A 13,049-nucleotide genomic window follows, 5' to 3' on the forward strand; every position below is an offset into this window, starting at 1 on the left:
TGGGAGGGTGCATGCAGCTCACCGATCTCACCGCCGTCCAACTCCTCGACGGGTACCGCAAGGGCGAGTTCAGTCCGGTGGAGGCGACCGGGCAGGCGCTGGAACGGGCCCGGCGGATCCAGCCGGAGGTGAACGCCTTCGTGCGGCTCACCGAACAGGACGCGCTGGCCCGGGCCCGGGAGTCGGCGGAGCGCTGGCGGCGCGGAGAACCGATGGGACTGCTCGACGGAGTGCCGGTGACGGTCAAGGATCTCCTGCTGATGCGCGGCCACCCGACCCTGCGCGGCTCCAAGACCCTTTCCGAGCAAGGCAGTTGGGCCGAGGACGCGCCCTCGGTGGCCCGGCTGCGCGAGCACGGCGCGGTGTTCCTCGGCAAGACCACGAGCCCCGAGTTCGGCTGGAAGGGCGTCACCGACTGCCCGCTCACCGGCGTCACCCGCAATCCGCACGACCCCTCGCGCACCGCCGGCGGCTCCAGCGGGGGCAGCGCGGCGGCCGTCGCGCTCGGCGCGGGCCCGCTGTCGCTGGGCACGGACGGCGGCGGCAGCATCCGGATCCCGGCCGCGTTCTGCGGGATCTTCGGGCTGAAGCCGACGTACGGGCGGGTGCCGATCTATCCGGCGAGCCCGTTCGGCACGCTGTCGCACACGGGCCCGATGACCCGGGACGCGGCCGACGCGGCCCTGCTGCTGGACGTCGTCGCGGGACCGGACGCACGGGACTGGTCGGGTCTGCCGCCCGCGCCGGGCTCCTTCACCGAGGGCCTCAGGGGCGGTGTGCGCGGGCTGCGGGTGGCCTACTCGCCCTCCCTGGGCGGCCAGGTCGCGGTCCAGCCGGCGGTCGCGGCGGCCGTACGGCGCGCGGTCGCCTCCCTCGCCGGCCTCGGCGCGTACGTCGAGGAGAGCGACCCCGACTTCAGCGACCCGGTGGAGGCGTTCCACACCCTGTGGTTCAGCGGCGCCGCGAGGCTCACCCAGCGGTTCTCCCCGCACCGGCGGCAGCTCCTCGACCCCGGCCTGCGCGAGATCTGCACCCAGGGCGCCCGGATGAGCGCGCTGGACTATCTGGCCGCCGTCGACGTCCGCATGGACCTGGGCCGGCGCATGGGGCGTTTCCACGAGCGGTACGACCTGCTGGTGACGCCGACGGTGCCGGTGGCGGCGTTCGAGGCGGGGGTGGAGGTGCCGCGGGGCTCGGCGCACCGGCGCTGGACGGGGTGGACTCCGTTCACCTACCCGTTCAATCTGACCCAGCAGCCCGCGGCGACCGTTCCGGTGGGCACGGACGGGGACGGCCTCCCGGTGGGGATGCAGCTCGTGGCCGCCCGGCACCGGGACGATCTGGTCCTCCGCGCGGCCCACGCGCTGTACGAGAGCGGGGCGGCCCTGGCTCCCCGGCCGCCCTCCCGTTGACCTTGCGGATCCGCGACCACGGTCCTCGGCCCGGATCTCACGCCCGCCGGAAGGACAGCGCCTCCCCCGCCGCCCCCGTCCGCCACAGGTCGTTGCAGGCCTCGGCCATGAGCTGGAGGCCCTCCACCACCTGGCCCCACACGATCCCCGGCACCCAGCCCACATCGCCGTTGAGGAGGAGGTTGTTGCGCTCGTAGAACAGGGCCAGGTCGACGACCGTGCCGCCGGGGCGGACCTCGCGGTCGTAGCCGTAGGCCGGCGTGGCCAGCTCGGTGCCGGCGAAGGAGAAGTAGCAGAGATCGCCGGGAATCGGGGTGACCGTCGGGTTCTCCAGTGGGGGTTCCGTGGAGGCGAACGGCGGGAAGAGGGCGTAGATCTCGTTGCGCGCGTACTTGGCGTGATAGACGTCTCCCGCGAGCGGGAGCGCGTCCCATACCGCCGCGCAGGTCAGGGGCGCGCGGTCGGTCAGCAGTCGTGCCGTGCAGTGCACGTCCCGCTTGTCGAGCGAGACGGTGACGAATCGATCGGCCATGAAACCAGGGTGCATAGCCGGGTTGCGCTTGGGTAGCCGCGCCGCCATGGCTCCACCACTTGGGAACGACGTACACACATTTCGGTCGGAACACAGACCCACCCGGCGCTCGGTGCTCGGGGGCGCCGCCGCCCTCGGTGCGCTGGCCGCGACGGGCTGCACACGGATCGCCGAGGCATCGGGCAAGAAGGGCGGCGACCTGCTCGAACGGCTCCGCGCACAGGGAGTCGTACGGCTCGGGATCGCCGGTGAGGTCCCCTTCGGGTACATCGACAAGGACGGGCGGCTCACCGGTGAGGCGCCCGAGCTGGCCGAGGTGGTCTTCAAACGGCTCGGGGTGAGGAAGGTGCAGCCCGTGCCGACCGAGTTCGGCTCGCTGATACCCGGACTCAACTCGCAGCAGTTCGATGTGGTGGCCGCCGGGATGTACGTCAATCCGGAGCGCTGCCAGCAGGTGATCTTCGCCGACCCGGACTACCAGATGCTGGATTCGTTCATCGTCCGCAAGGGGAACCCGCTGGGGTTGCACTCCTACAAGGACGTCGTGGCGAAGAAGGCGAAGTTCGCCACCGGCACCGGGTACGCCGAGATCCAGTACGCCGTCGAGGCCGGCTACCGGCAGAGCGACATCCTCGTCGTCCCGGACCAGGTGGCCGGGCTGAACGCCGTCGAGGCGGGCCGGGTCGACGTCTTCGCCGGTACGGCGCTCACCGTCCGCGCGGTGGTGAGGAAGTCCGCCGGGACGGAGGCGACCCAGCCGTTCGCACCGCTGGTCAAGGGCAAACCGCGGGTCGACGGCGGCGCGTTCGCGTTCCGGCCGACCGAGGCGAATCTGCGGGACGCCTTCAACGTCGAGCTGCACAAGCTGAAGAAGAGCGGCGAACTCTTCCGGATCCTGAGGCCGTTCGGCTTCACCAGGGCCGAGATGACCGACCTCACCGCGAAGGAGCTGTGCGGCGGATGACCTCGGGACTGTGGAGACTCGTGCTCGACGGCGTCTGGACCACCGTCCAGTTGCTGGTGTTCAGCGCGCTGCTGGCCACGGCGGTGTCCTTCGTCGTCGGAGTCGCGCGCACCCACCGGCTGTGGATCGTGCGGTTCGCGGCCGGCTTCTACACCGAGGTGTTCCGCGGCACTTCGGCGCTGGTGATGATCTTCTGGGTGTACTTCGTGCTGCCGCTGGTCACCGGCTGGCAGCTGGTGCCGATGTGGGCGGGCACGCTGGCGCTCGGCCTGACGTACGGCGCGTACGGCTCGGAGATCGTGCGCGGCGCACTGAACGCGGTGGACCCGGCGCAGAAGGAGGGCGGGATCGCGCTCGGCTTCACGCCCTGGCAGCGGCTGCGGCTGATCGTGCTGCCGCAGGCGGTGCCGGAGACGATCCCGTCCTTCTGCAACCTGCTGATCGAACTGCTCAAGGGCACCGCGCTGGTGTCCGCCATGGGCATGGGCGATCTGACGTTCAGCGCGAATCTGGTCCGGCTGGCGTTGCAGCAGAGCGCGGAGATCTACACGTACGTCCTGCTGATCTACTTCGCGATCGCCTTCGTGCTCACCCGGTTGATGCGCTCCCTGGAGAAGCGGCTGAAGGCGGGCGTCGGCAAGGACGCCGGGACGTTCTCGGCGGCGCGTGAGCTGAAGCGGGCGCGGACGACCGGAGTGGAGGGGCGGGTCGCATGAAGTGGGACTGGAACGCCGTACGCGACTTCATGCCGCACTTCTGGGACGGCCTGCTGGTCACCCTGGAGGCCGTGGCTCTCGGTTCGCTGCTCTCCTTCAGCCTCGGCCTGGTGTGGACCCTGCTGATGCGGACGCCCACCCGGTGGGTGCGCTGGCCGGTCGGGGTGGTCACGGAGTTCGTGCGCAACACCCCGCTGCTGGTCCAGCTGTTCTTCCTCTTCTACGTGCTGCCCGAGTGGGGGCTGACCTTCTCCGCGCTGACCACCGGTGTCTTCGCGATCGGCCTGCACTACTCGACGTACACCATGCAGGTCTACCGGGCCGGCATCGAGGCCGTGCCCGTCGGCCAGTGGGAGGCCGCGACGGCGCTGAACCTGCCCCGGCAGCGGACCTGGACCGCGGTGATCCTGCCGCAGGCGATCCGCCGGGTGGTGCCCGCGCTCGGCAACTACGTGATCGCCATGCTCAAGGACACCCCGATGCTCATGGTGATCACGGTGCTGGAGATGCTCGGGCAGGCCCGCCTCTACTCCCAGCAGCACTTCCAGTTCACCGAGCCGGTCACCGTGATCGGTGCGGCCTTCATCCTCATCTCCTACCTGGCCTCCCTTCTGATGCGAGCCCTGGAGCGACGTCTTGTCCGCTGACACTCCCCTGATGAAAGACCCCGAGCCGCGCGCCGGCACGACCGCGCCCGGCGGTGAGCTGATCCGGCTGGAGGGCGTCACCAAGCGCTTCGGCACGAACACCGTCCTCGACGACCTCGACTTCACCATCGATCCCGGCAAGCATGTGACCCTGATCGGCCCGTCCGGCTCCGGCAAGACGACGATCCTCAGGCTGCTGATGACCCTCACCCAGCCGGACGAGGGCACGATCACCGTCGACGGGCAGCGGCTCTTCCCGGCGCCGGAGAAGCAGGTCCGGGAGGTCCGCAAGAAGATCGGAATGGTGTTCCAGCAGTTCAACCTGTTCCCGAACATGAGCGTGCTGCGCAATGTCACCGAGGCTCCGGTGCAGGTCCTCGGCATGTCCAAGGACGAGGCCGAGGCTCGGGCCCGGGAGCTGCTGGAGCTGGTGGGGCTGGCCGACAAGTGCGACGCGAGGCCCACCCGGCTCTCCGGCGGGCAGCAGCAGCGGGTGGCGATCGCGCGGGCGCTGGCGATGCGGCCCCAGGTGCTGCTGCTGGACGAGGTGACCTCCGCGCTCGACCCGGAGCTGGTCGCGGGCGTGCTCGATCTGCTCCGGGACATCGCGCGCAGCACGGACATCACGATGCTCTGCGTGACCCATGAGATGGGTTTCGCCCGTGACATCTCCGACAAGGTGCTGATGTTCGACGGGGGTCGGGTGATCGAGTCGGGTTCCCCGGAGCAGATCTTCAGCGAACCGGAGCAGGACCGCACCCGGGAATTCCTCGGCGCGGTGCTGTGAGTCACGGCATGGATCCGGCAGATGCCGAGGTCCAACCATTGGGTCATGACACAGGCATATGCCAAAGAGACTGCGTCGCAGTTGGGAGGGGCACGGCGGAGGCAAGAATCTCGCCAACCCCCTCTCCCCGCACCGGGTTTGCCCGTTATCGTGGGAAGCGATCCGCCGACCGGATGTCGCGGCCACTGACAGGCGAGCGCAGGGGGAGACCACCGTGGCGCTGATGCACGAGCCGACCGCCCCCTACCACTCCGCCCAGGACGCGCTGCGCGTACTGGAGACCGTGGCCCGTCACTCCGCCGGCGTCACCGACACCGAGCTGGCCCGCCACACCGGCCTGGACTCCGAGCGGCTCACCGCGCTGCTGCGCATGCTGCGCCGCGAGGGCTACGTCGAGCAGATCACCGACGGGGCGTACGTCACCGGCGACACCCTGCGCCGCCTCACCTCCGCGCACGAGCGCGAGCAGGCCGTGCGCGAGAAGCTCCAGGACACCCTGGACCGGCTGCGCGACTCGGTCGGGGCGGCGGTCTACATCAGCCGGTACGTCGACGGCGAGGTCAAGGTGACCCAGTACGCCGCCGGACCGGGGACCCCGGCGGTGAACGAGTGGGTCGACTTCCGCTACTCCGCCCACGCCACGGCCGTCGGCAAGAGCCTGCTCACCCAGCTCGACCACAACGCCCGTCGCGACCACCTCTCCCGGCACAAGATGGCCCGCCTCACCTCGCGCACGATCACCAGCGACAAGCTGCTGCTCTCCCGCCTGGAGTCCCAGCCGCCGACCGTGCCGGTCCTGGACCTCCAGGAGTACGCGGTCGGCACGGTCTGCGCGGCGGTCCCGATCACGGCGGGCTCCTCGGTGGGCTGCCTGGCGCTGTCCCTCCCGGTGGAGCACGCGCACCGGCTGAAGCAGGCGGCGGACGCACTCAACCGCAGCGCGACACCGGTGCTGCTGTCCCTGACGATCTAGGCGGAGACGGGGGCGATCACAGGGGTGGTCACAAGCACCCCTCGGGACCAGGTAGTATTTTCTTCGTCGCCGACCGCGGGAAGAAAAACCGCGAACGGCGAGAGTCATGCGCCGCTAGCTCAGTTGGTTAGAGCAGCTGACTCTTAATCAGCGGGTCCGGGGTTCGAGTCCCTGGCGGCGCACGATGACGATGGCGAGCCACGTCCGCAGAAAGCGCGGACCTGGCTCGCCATCTCTGTTATTGCGCGGCTGTGCCGCGCGCAGTGGGGGCTCCGCCACCCACACCCCCCACTGACGGACCCTTCGCAGCAGCGAGGGGCCCTTCGGCGTCCTCCCGCGTGAGCCTCCGGTAGGTCCCCTCCCCCGGTGGGCGCCACCACACCGGATCGGCGCACGCGTACCCCTCCCGTCTGAGCCGCGCCCGGTGGATCTTGTTCGTGGCCGTCACCGGCATCCGCTCCACCACTCGCACGAACCGGGGCGCCATCTTCGTCCCCAGGTCGGGCTGGGCCGCCAGGAACTCGGCGAAGCCCGCCGGGTCGAAGGAGCCGGCGAGCGTCGCCATCACCTGGTCCCCGGTCACCGGATCCGGCACCCCGTACACGGCGACGGCCGCCGCGCCCTCGTACCGGGCGACGATGTTCTCGATCATCGCGGCGGCGAGGTTCTCCCCGTCGACGCGGATGCGGTCGTCCGTACGGCCGGCGAAGTAGAGATACCCGCGGGTGTCCCGGTAGAAGAGATCACCCGTCCAGTACGCCCCTCCCCGCCGGCGCTCGGCCTCCGCCGCCGGGTTGCGCCAGTAGCCCTCGAAGGGGTTCGGCGCCCGGTTCACCAGCTCGCCGATCGCCTCCTGCCCGTTGCACAGCCGCCCGGCGGAGTCGAGGACGGCCGGCGGGCACTCGCGTCCGGTCGCCGGATCCAGCACCACCAGCCCCGGCCCGGCCGGTCCCACCGCTCCTGTCGGGGTGCCCGGCGCCCACTGGATCGCCGCGCCGCCTTCAGAGGAGCCGTATCCCTCCACCAGCCGCACCCCGAAGCGCCGTTCGAAGGCCGCCGCGTCCACCGCGCCCGCCTCCGTGCCGAAGCCGAGCCGCAGCGGATGGTCGCGGTCGTCGGGGCGGGGCTCGGTGGCCAGGATGTACTGGACGGCCCGGCCGACATAGGTGAAGTAGGTCGCCCGGTGGCGGCGCACGTCGGCGAGGAAGCCGGACGCCGAGAAGCGCCGGCGCAGGGCCACTCCGGCGCCGGCGGCCAGTGCGGGGGCCCAGTCGGCGATGACCGCGTTGCCGTGGAACATCGGCATGCAGATGTAGTGCACGTCGTCCGCGCGCACCCCGAACTGCCGGACCAGGGCCTGTCCGGCCGCCGCCAGCCGCCCCTGGGAGCAGATCGCCGCCTTCGGGGCGCCGGTCGAACCGGAGGTGAAGTACAGCAGCAGCCGGTCGTCGGGCGCGGCGCGGGACGGGTCGGGCACGGCACCGGCGTACGGGGCGAGCAGGGACCCGTACTCCTCGTCGTCGGTCACGAGGACGCGGACCCGGCCGCGCTCGGCCCCGCTCGCGCGGGCGGACGCCCATGGCAGCTCCAGGCCGGCGAGCAGGGGCAGCTGGGCTCGCTCGGTGATCAGGAGCGGGCACTCGGTGTGCAGGATGTCCCGGGCCAGTTCGGGGCCCCGACGGGTGGGGTTGATCCCGGCGACGGCCGCGCCGGCGAGGGCCGCGGCGCCGAGCCACAGCGGGAACTCCTCGGTGTTGTCGAGGAGCAGGCCGATGTGGGGTACGGCGCCCGAGGGCAGCAGGTCGGCGAGCAGCGCCGCCCGGGCGGCGGCGCCCGCGGCGAACTGGTGCTGCGTCAGCGTGCGTTCCTCGCAAGCGAGCCCCGGCCGGTGGTCCCCCCACCGGGCCGCGACCAGTTCGGCGACCGTGCGCGTCGTGGACTCCATGACCGCGCACGGTAACTGACGCAACGTCAGATGTGGAGGGTCACGGCATCAGGCCGCCGCCCGCCTCCGTGAACATCGAGTGGGCGACGACGATGAAGCCCACGCAGAAGGCGATGCACACCCCGAGGAAGGCCAGCCCGAAGCCGGTGCCGACGGCGAGCCGGGCGCGCGCCGGCGGGCGGGCGGTGGCCCTCTCGGGCTGCTCCGGCAGGTACCGGACGGTGACGACGTCGCCCTCCACGACCGTCGCGGGGCCGTCCTCCTCCTCGAACCGGACGGTGCGGCCCTCGCGCGTGGTGAACTCGTAGACATGGTGCAGGGTCGTCCGCACGGACGTGTCCCCGCCGCCCCCGCTGGTCGTCGTGAACATCCGCATGCAGCGCGCCTCGGCGGTCAGGCCGTGCGACCAGGTCCTGTTGATGCGCCGGGCGCGGTGCAGCAGCAGAAGGGCGGCGTACCCGAAGCCCGCGATCATGAGGCTGGGCACGGCGTAGAAGAGCAGGTCCATGAGGTCCCCCGAGGTCCGGTGCGCCGTCCCGCTCGGTCGGCGTGCGAGGAACGTACCCGCTGGTAGGGGCGGCCCGCCTCAAGAGAAGCTCAGTATCGGAACCGGGACATGCGCCGGTGACCGGGACACCCGGCACCGGCGCACACGGATCAGAAGGTGACGTCCGAGCAGGCGTAGAACGCGTTGCCGGTGTCGGCGATCGTCCACACCGCGAGGATGACGTGGTGCCCGCTCAGCCCGGACGGCAGGGTGCCGCTGTGGCTGAGGGTGGCCGGCGGACGCTGGCCGTTGTACGGGACCGTCAGGAACGGGGTGAGGTCGAGGTCCGAGCGGGACAGGGCGTGGTTCTGGTTCCAGCCCAGCTTGGTGACGTAGTACTTGAAGTCCGTCGTGGCGTGCATCGCGGTGAACTGCCAGCGGAAGGTGTAGGTCTGGCCGCCCGTCACCTTGGTGGTGGGCCAGGCCCCGCCGGACGGTGTGGCCGGCGAGCTGAGCTGGGCGAACCGGCTCAGTCCGCCGTTGCAGATCTGACCGTCGGCGGGCCCGGCGGCCGGGAAGCCCTTGGGGCCCTCGACGCTCTGCGGCTCGTACTGGATGTCGCCGCAGTCCGGCACGGTGCCGTTGGCGCAGAGCTTCTGCCTGCTGATGGGGAGGTCGGTGTAGCCGTGCCCGCTGGCGCCGCCGGTGGAGAGCGCGAACGCTCCGGCGGTCACCACCCCGAGCACGACCGCGGACAACTTGGTCTTGGTGCGCATACTGCCGCTCCTGGAGAACGTGGGGAGTTCGGTGAGCTGTGCAGGTAGGTCTAGACCAAGTGTCAGATTATTGCCGCTTGTTGAACATGTCCATACCAATCGCGAGCCCGCTACGACGGCTCCACGCGCCCCGAGCAGAAGGCCACCGTCAGGTCCCGCACCAGGACCTTGCGTTCGTAGTCGTCGAGTTCGACCAGGCCGCGCACGGTCAGCCGGTTCACCGTGTCCTCCACCGAGTCCACGACCGAGCCGAGCATGCCGGCCCGCCGCTGGGCGTCCAGCGCGGCGATGCTGCGCCGGTGCATCGCGGCGGCGACCTCCGGGGCGTAGTCCACCCGGACCGGCTGGACCGAGAACACCTCCAGACCGACCGGAGCGGCCTCCTCGGCCACCAGCGGGGTCAGCGCGTCCCCGGCCGCCGTCACCCCGCCCGCCGGCTCCACCGGCACCCGGGCCAGCGCCGCCTCCACGCACTCGGTCAGATAGGTCTCGTGGTCCTCGACGCCGAGCACGGCCCGCGCGGTGTCCCGCACCCTCCACACCACCAGCACCACCACCCTGAGCGCCATCCCGTCGGGATCCACCGCCGGCATCGCCTCGCTGCGCCAGTGCCGCAGCCGCACATCGACCCGGCGGCGCAGCACCAGCGGGTTCACCCAGAGCAGTCCGGTGCGCCGGACCGTCCCCCGGTACCGGCCGAACAGGCCGAGCACCCACGCCCGCCCGGTCCGCCCCCGGGCCAGCCCGCCGAAGCCGGACAACCCGAGTGCCCCGGCCCCGGCGTACATCGCCCACTGCGCCGGACCGAACCCCGCACCCGCGGTCGCGGGCAGCCGCAGCGCCTCCACCACGCCGGACGGAAGCATCCCCGCCCACCACGAGACGGCCAGGCACCCGGTGGTCCCGCACGCCCCGGCGAGCACCCCGGCGGCGCCCGGCAGCACGCGCGCGGCTCGCTCCACCAGCTCCGGGTCGACCTCCGGCAGCGCCCGGCGGTGCACCGGTGCCCGGCGCCCGAGGCGCGGCAGTTCACCGGTGCTCTGCCGGCGGCCCACCACGACGGGCCGAAGCGGCACCGTCACCGGGTCGGGGTCGCCGCGAAAGAGCAGATGGACGGGGATCTCGGTGGTCGTCTCGTTCTGGATCAGCCGGGACGGCCGCCCGCCCGGCCCCACGGCGCCCTCCGCCGGTCCCTCGGATTCGGGTGGTGTGTGTGACGTGGTCGTACTCATGCGTGCCTCCAGCCTCCGCGCCAGATGCGTCATGAACAGGGGTGGGGTTACCGGAGCGGTCAGAGGTCGCTCACCTCGCCGGGCCCGGCCTCCGCGAACAGCCGGCGCCAGGTCTCCGGCCCCGGATAGCCGTCCGCCGCACCGCCGCGCCAGCCCTGGGCGCGCTGGAAGGCCTCGACGGCACGCCGGTCCGCGTCGCCCCAGCGCGGGCCGGGACCGGCGGCGTAGAAACTGCCGAACCCTTTCTCCACCAGTCGGCGGCCCAACTCCGTGACATACGCGTTCTCCGCGCCCGGACGGAAGCGGTTCCGGCCGGGATATCCGGACACCCCGTGCGAGTCGGTCCGGCGCGTGCGTGCCGCGCCCGGCACGATCCCCAGGCCGAGCCCCAGCCCCAGGACCATGCCCAGGCCCTTGCCGTCGGCCCCGGAGCGGAAGGGCACGGCGGCCGGGTGGACGGCCGGCGTCGTGGCGGTCGCCGGATGGACGGCCGTCGTCGTGCCGGTGGCCGGGTGGGCGGCCGACGTCGTGCCGGTGACCGGCTGCACGGCCGTCGCGTCGGTGGCCACGCCCTTGTACCGGTAGGGGATGTACTTGTCGACGTGGCTCCAGTAGGGATACGGCGTGGCCTGACTGCGGGCGTGCGGGGGTGTCTGCTCGTAGACCATGTAGGTGGTGTGCGTGTAGTCCGTCCAGCCGCCGAAGAGCACCACGTGGGAGCCCTGCTCGGGGTTGTCGGGGTTGTGGTAGAGCAGCATGTCGCCGGGCTGCAGCTCCTCCTTGGTGATCTTCACTCCGTACTGGCCGAGGCTGCCCGTCCACTCGTTGCCGGGCAGGCCCCAGGCCATGGAGACGAAGCCCGAGCAGTCCTGCCGGTAACCGTCTGACCAGAAGGCGGTCATGCTGTACGGCACCTGTGCAGCCACCCAGACCTTGGCCCTGTTGATGATCTGGGTCCGGGTGGCCGCGGGGATCGGGACGGCGGGCGAGGCCGGCTTGCCGCCCGGGCCGTGCAGTGGAGCCCGGCCGCCCTGGGGGGTCTGGGGCTCGTCGCCGTCGGGGGCGTGGGGACGCTCCCCGGTGGGCCGGTCGAGGGTGACGGCGGCGGCCGGGGCGACCGCGCCGAGGACGGCGGAGGCGGCGGCCACCGCCACGACCGCGCAGGTGGCGGCGGGTCGGCCGGAGGTGCGGCCGGACGGCAGGCGGAGACCGGCCCGTCGCCCCCGTACGCAGCCGGGACAGTCGCAGTCGCTCGCGGGGGCGAATTCCTCGAACACCGGAGCCGTCATGCGATCTGCCTCACATTCGGAAGGGATATGTCCGCGAGTGTGCACGTTGGTCAGTTTCCCAACTGTCCACCGGATCGCCACTTTGACGGTCCGAATGATGTACAGGGCCCCTCCGGGCACCCGTCAGGCCACCGCCGGGTGACCGGGAGGTGGTCGGGAGCACCTCGAAGACTCAGGTAGAGTTGTTCCTGTCAGCAGGCGCCGCTAGCTCAGTTGGTTAGAGCAGCTGACTCTTAATCAGCGGGTCCGGGGTTCGAGTCCCTGGCGGCGCACGATGACGATGGCGAGCCACGTCCGCAGAAATCGCGGACCCGGCTCGCCATCTCTGTTTCTGCGTGGCTGTGCCGCGCGACGTGAGGGCTCCGCCACCCACCCCCCCAGGCGCAGTGCCCGGCGATCGGGAGGCCGGAACAGGGCCGTACCCCCGATTGGCCGGATACCCTCTGGCCATGGCAGCCCGGGACCTTCAGGAGCGGATCAAGAAGCTGATCGTGGACCGGCGGCTGCCCTCGGGAGCCCCGCTGCCGACCGAGCCGGAGCTGATGGACCACCTCGGCGCGAGCCGGAACTCGGTGCGCGAGGCCCTGAAGGCGCTGCAGGCGATGGGGATCGTGGAGATCCGGCACGGGTTCGGGACGTACGTCGGCTCGATGTCCTTCGCGCCGATGGTCGAGGGGCTGGCCTTCCGTACCGTCGCGGGCCACTACCGGGGCGAGGACTCGCTGCTGCAGTTGCTGGAGCTGCGCGAGGCCATGGAGAGAGGGCTGGTCTCGCGGCTGGCCGGGCGGCTGCCGGAGGCGGACCTCGCCGAACTGGACGCCCTCGCGAGCCGTATGGAACGGGAGGCCGCCGAGGGGGCGAGCCTCGCCGAGACCGACCGGGCCTTTCACGCCACCCTCTACCGGGGGCTGGACAACGTGCTGCTGAGCGAGGTGCTGGAGGCGTTCTGGGACGCCTTCCACCGGGTGCAGCGGGATCTGGTGGACGTGCCGCAGGACCCCAGGGTCACCTGCCGCCAGCACCGGGAGATCCTGGACGCGGTCCGGTCCGGCGACTCGATACGGGCGGAGGAGGCCATAAGAGACCACTTCGGCAACATCCGTGTCCGCCTCTCCACCACCGGCGCGCCCCGACCCCCCGAGACCACCGGCACCCCCCGGCCTCCCGGGACCACCGGCGCACGACGGCCCCCCGAGCCCCACGCGCGCCACAATGAACGGGTTTGACCGGTAAACACCGCGTTTCGCGTCTTGCGATCATGCAGATCACCATAGAACCCTGGGTGTCCA

Annotated in this window: 13 protein-coding genes and 2 tRNA genes; 9 read left to right on the forward strand and 6 right to left on the reverse strand. The window is 71.5% G+C overall.

The genetic code is table 11. From position 1 onward, the window contains the following. Window positions 1-11 precede the first annotated feature (11 nt). Window positions 12-1,412, forward strand: coding sequence for an amidase (locus AQI95_RS31070; protein ID WP_067131362.1), 1,401 nt, complete (start codon window positions 12-14; stop codon window positions 1,410-1,412). 37 nt (window positions 1,413-1,449) lie between these two features. Here AQI95_RS31070 and AQI95_RS31075 read toward each other — a convergent pair whose 3' ends face one another. Next, window positions 1,450-1,944 carry a DUF3830 family protein gene (locus AQI95_RS31075; protein WP_067131365.1) on the reverse strand — a complete coding sequence of 165 codons (495 nt, stop codon included), beginning with the start codon at window positions 1,942-1,944 and terminating at the stop codon, window positions 1,450-1,452. 46 nt (window positions 1,945-1,990) lie between these two features. Here AQI95_RS31075 and ehuB point away from each other — a divergent pair, with 46 nt between their 5' ends. From ehuB to AQI95_RS31105, 6 genes are all read left to right on the forward strand, one after another. Then, on the forward strand, window positions 1,991-2,908 hold the full coding sequence (ehuB, locus tag AQI95_RS31080) for an ectoine/hydroxyectoine ABC transporter substrate-binding protein EhuB (protein WP_067131368.1): 918 nt from the start codon (window positions 1,991-1,993) through the stop codon (window positions 2,906-2,908). Further along, window positions 2,905-3,624: an ectoine/hydroxyectoine ABC transporter permease subunit EhuC gene (ehuC, locus tag AQI95_RS31085; RefSeq protein WP_067131371.1), complete on the forward strand. Its 720-nt coding sequence runs from the start codon at window positions 2,905-2,907 to the stop codon at window positions 3,622-3,624. The genes ehuB and ehuC overlap by 4 nt, the downstream gene beginning before the upstream one ends. After that, window positions 3,621-4,271: an ectoine/hydroxyectoine ABC transporter permease subunit EhuD gene (gene ehuD, locus AQI95_RS31090; protein ID WP_067131374.1), complete on the forward strand. Its 651-nt coding sequence runs from the start codon at window positions 3,621-3,623 to the stop codon at window positions 4,269-4,271. The genes ehuC and ehuD overlap by 4 nt, the downstream gene beginning before the upstream one ends. A 10-nt stretch (window positions 4,272-4,281) precedes the next feature. Beyond that, window positions 4,282-5,058 carry an ectoine/hydroxyectoine ABC transporter ATP-binding protein EhuA gene (ehuA, locus tag AQI95_RS31095; protein ID WP_067131377.1) on the forward strand — a complete coding sequence of 259 codons (777 nt, stop codon included), beginning with the start codon at window positions 4,282-4,284 and terminating at the stop codon, window positions 5,056-5,058. A 214-nt stretch (window positions 5,059-5,272) separates the two neighbouring features. Beyond that, window positions 5,273-6,031 (forward strand): IclR family transcriptional regulator, encoded by a 759-nt coding sequence (locus tag AQI95_RS31100; RefSeq protein WP_067131380.1) that lies wholly within the window; start codon window positions 5,273-5,275, stop codon window positions 6,029-6,031. A gap of 108 nt (window positions 6,032-6,139) precedes the next feature. After that, window positions 6,140-6,213 (forward strand) — tRNA-Lys (locus AQI95_RS31105). A 56-nt stretch (window positions 6,214-6,269) separates the two neighbouring features. Here AQI95_RS31105 and AQI95_RS31110 read toward each other — a convergent pair. The 5 genes from AQI95_RS31110 to AQI95_RS31130 form a co-directional block, all read right to left on the reverse strand. Continuing rightward, the gene (locus tag AQI95_RS31110) at window positions 6,270-7,976 is read right to left on the reverse strand and encodes an AMP-binding protein (protein ID WP_067131383.1); all 1,707 of its coding nucleotides are present in this window, start codon (window positions 7,974-7,976) and stop codon (window positions 6,270-6,272) included. Window positions 7,977-8,016: 40 nt separating this feature from the next. Further along, the gene (locus AQI95_RS31115; RefSeq protein WP_067131386.1) at window positions 8,017-8,484 is read right to left on the reverse strand and encodes a DUF3592 domain-containing protein; all 468 of its coding nucleotides are present in this window, start codon (window positions 8,482-8,484) and stop codon (window positions 8,017-8,019) included. Between the two features lie 149 nt (window positions 8,485-8,633). Further along, window positions 8,634-9,239 carry a lytic polysaccharide monooxygenase auxiliary activity family 9 protein gene (locus tag AQI95_RS31120; RefSeq protein WP_067131389.1) on the reverse strand — a complete coding sequence of 202 codons (606 nt, stop codon included), beginning with the start codon at window positions 9,237-9,239 and terminating at the stop codon, window positions 8,634-8,636. A 110-nt stretch (window positions 9,240-9,349) separates the two neighbouring features. Continuing rightward, window positions 9,350-10,471 (reverse strand): SPFH domain-containing protein, encoded by a 1,122-nt coding sequence (locus AQI95_RS31125; RefSeq protein WP_067131392.1) that lies wholly within the window; start codon window positions 10,469-10,471, stop codon window positions 9,350-9,352. 59 nt (window positions 10,472-10,530) lie between these two features. After that, window positions 10,531-11,760 carry a peptidoglycan-binding protein gene (locus AQI95_RS31130; RefSeq protein WP_067131395.1) on the reverse strand — a complete coding sequence of 410 codons (1,230 nt, stop codon included), beginning with the start codon at window positions 11,758-11,760 and terminating at the stop codon, window positions 10,531-10,533. A gap of 198 nt (window positions 11,761-11,958) precedes the next feature. Here AQI95_RS31130 and AQI95_RS31135 point away from each other — a divergent pair. Then, window positions 11,959-12,032 (forward strand) — tRNA-Lys (locus AQI95_RS31135). Window positions 12,033-12,209: 177 nt separating this feature from the next. After that, the gene (locus tag AQI95_RS31140; RefSeq protein WP_244188904.1) at window positions 12,210-12,986 is read left to right on the forward strand and encodes a FadR/GntR family transcriptional regulator; all 777 of its coding nucleotides are present in this window, start codon (window positions 12,210-12,212) and stop codon (window positions 12,984-12,986) included. Window positions 12,987-13,049 lie beyond the last annotated feature (63 nt).

The organism is Streptomyces yokosukanensis (assembly GCF_001514035.1).
GTDB lineage: Bacteria > Actinomycetota > Actinomycetes > Streptomycetales > Streptomycetaceae > Streptomyces > Streptomyces yokosukanensis.

Excerpts from the sequence above, each read along its gene's own strand:
- AQI95_RS31070 (WP_067131362.1), top strand. The coding sequence starts at position 12 with ATGCAGCTCACCGATCTCACCGCCGTCCAACTCCTCGACGGGTACCGC.
- AQI95_RS31075 (WP_067131365.1), bottom strand. The coding sequence starts at position 1,944 with ATGGCCGATCGATTCGTCACCGTCTCGCTCGACAAGCGGGACGTGCAC.
- ehuB (WP_067131368.1), top strand. The coding sequence starts at position 1,991 with ATGGCTCCACCACTTGGGAACGACGTACACACATTTCGGTCGGAACAC.
- ehuC (WP_067131371.1), top strand. The coding sequence starts at position 2,905 with ATGACCTCGGGACTGTGGAGACTCGTGCTCGACGGCGTCTGGACCACC.
- ehuD (WP_067131374.1), top strand. The coding sequence starts at position 3,621 with ATGAAGTGGGACTGGAACGCCGTACGCGACTTCATGCCGCACTTCTGG.
- ehuA (WP_067131377.1), top strand. The coding sequence starts at position 4,282 with ATGAAAGACCCCGAGCCGCGCGCCGGCACGACCGCGCCCGGCGGTGAG.
- AQI95_RS31110 (WP_067131383.1), bottom strand. The coding sequence starts at position 7,976 with ATGGAGTCCACGACGCGCACGGTCGCCGAACTGGTCGCGGCCCGGTGG.
- AQI95_RS31115 (WP_067131386.1), bottom strand. The coding sequence starts at position 8,484 with ATGGACCTGCTCTTCTACGCCGTGCCCAGCCTCATGATCGCGGGCTTC.
- AQI95_RS31120 (WP_067131389.1), bottom strand. The coding sequence starts at position 9,239 with ATGCGCACCAAGACCAAGTTGTCCGCGGTCGTGCTCGGGGTGGTGACC.
- AQI95_RS31125 (WP_067131392.1), bottom strand. The coding sequence starts at position 10,471 with ATGAGTACGACCACGTCACACACACCACCCGAATCCGAGGGACCGGCG.
- AQI95_RS31130 (WP_067131395.1), bottom strand. The coding sequence starts at position 11,760 with ATGACGGCTCCGGTGTTCGAGGAATTCGCCCCCGCGAGCGACTGCGAC.
- AQI95_RS31140 (WP_244188904.1), top strand. The coding sequence starts at position 12,210 with ATGGCAGCCCGGGACCTTCAGGAGCGGATCAAGAAGCTGATCGTGGAC.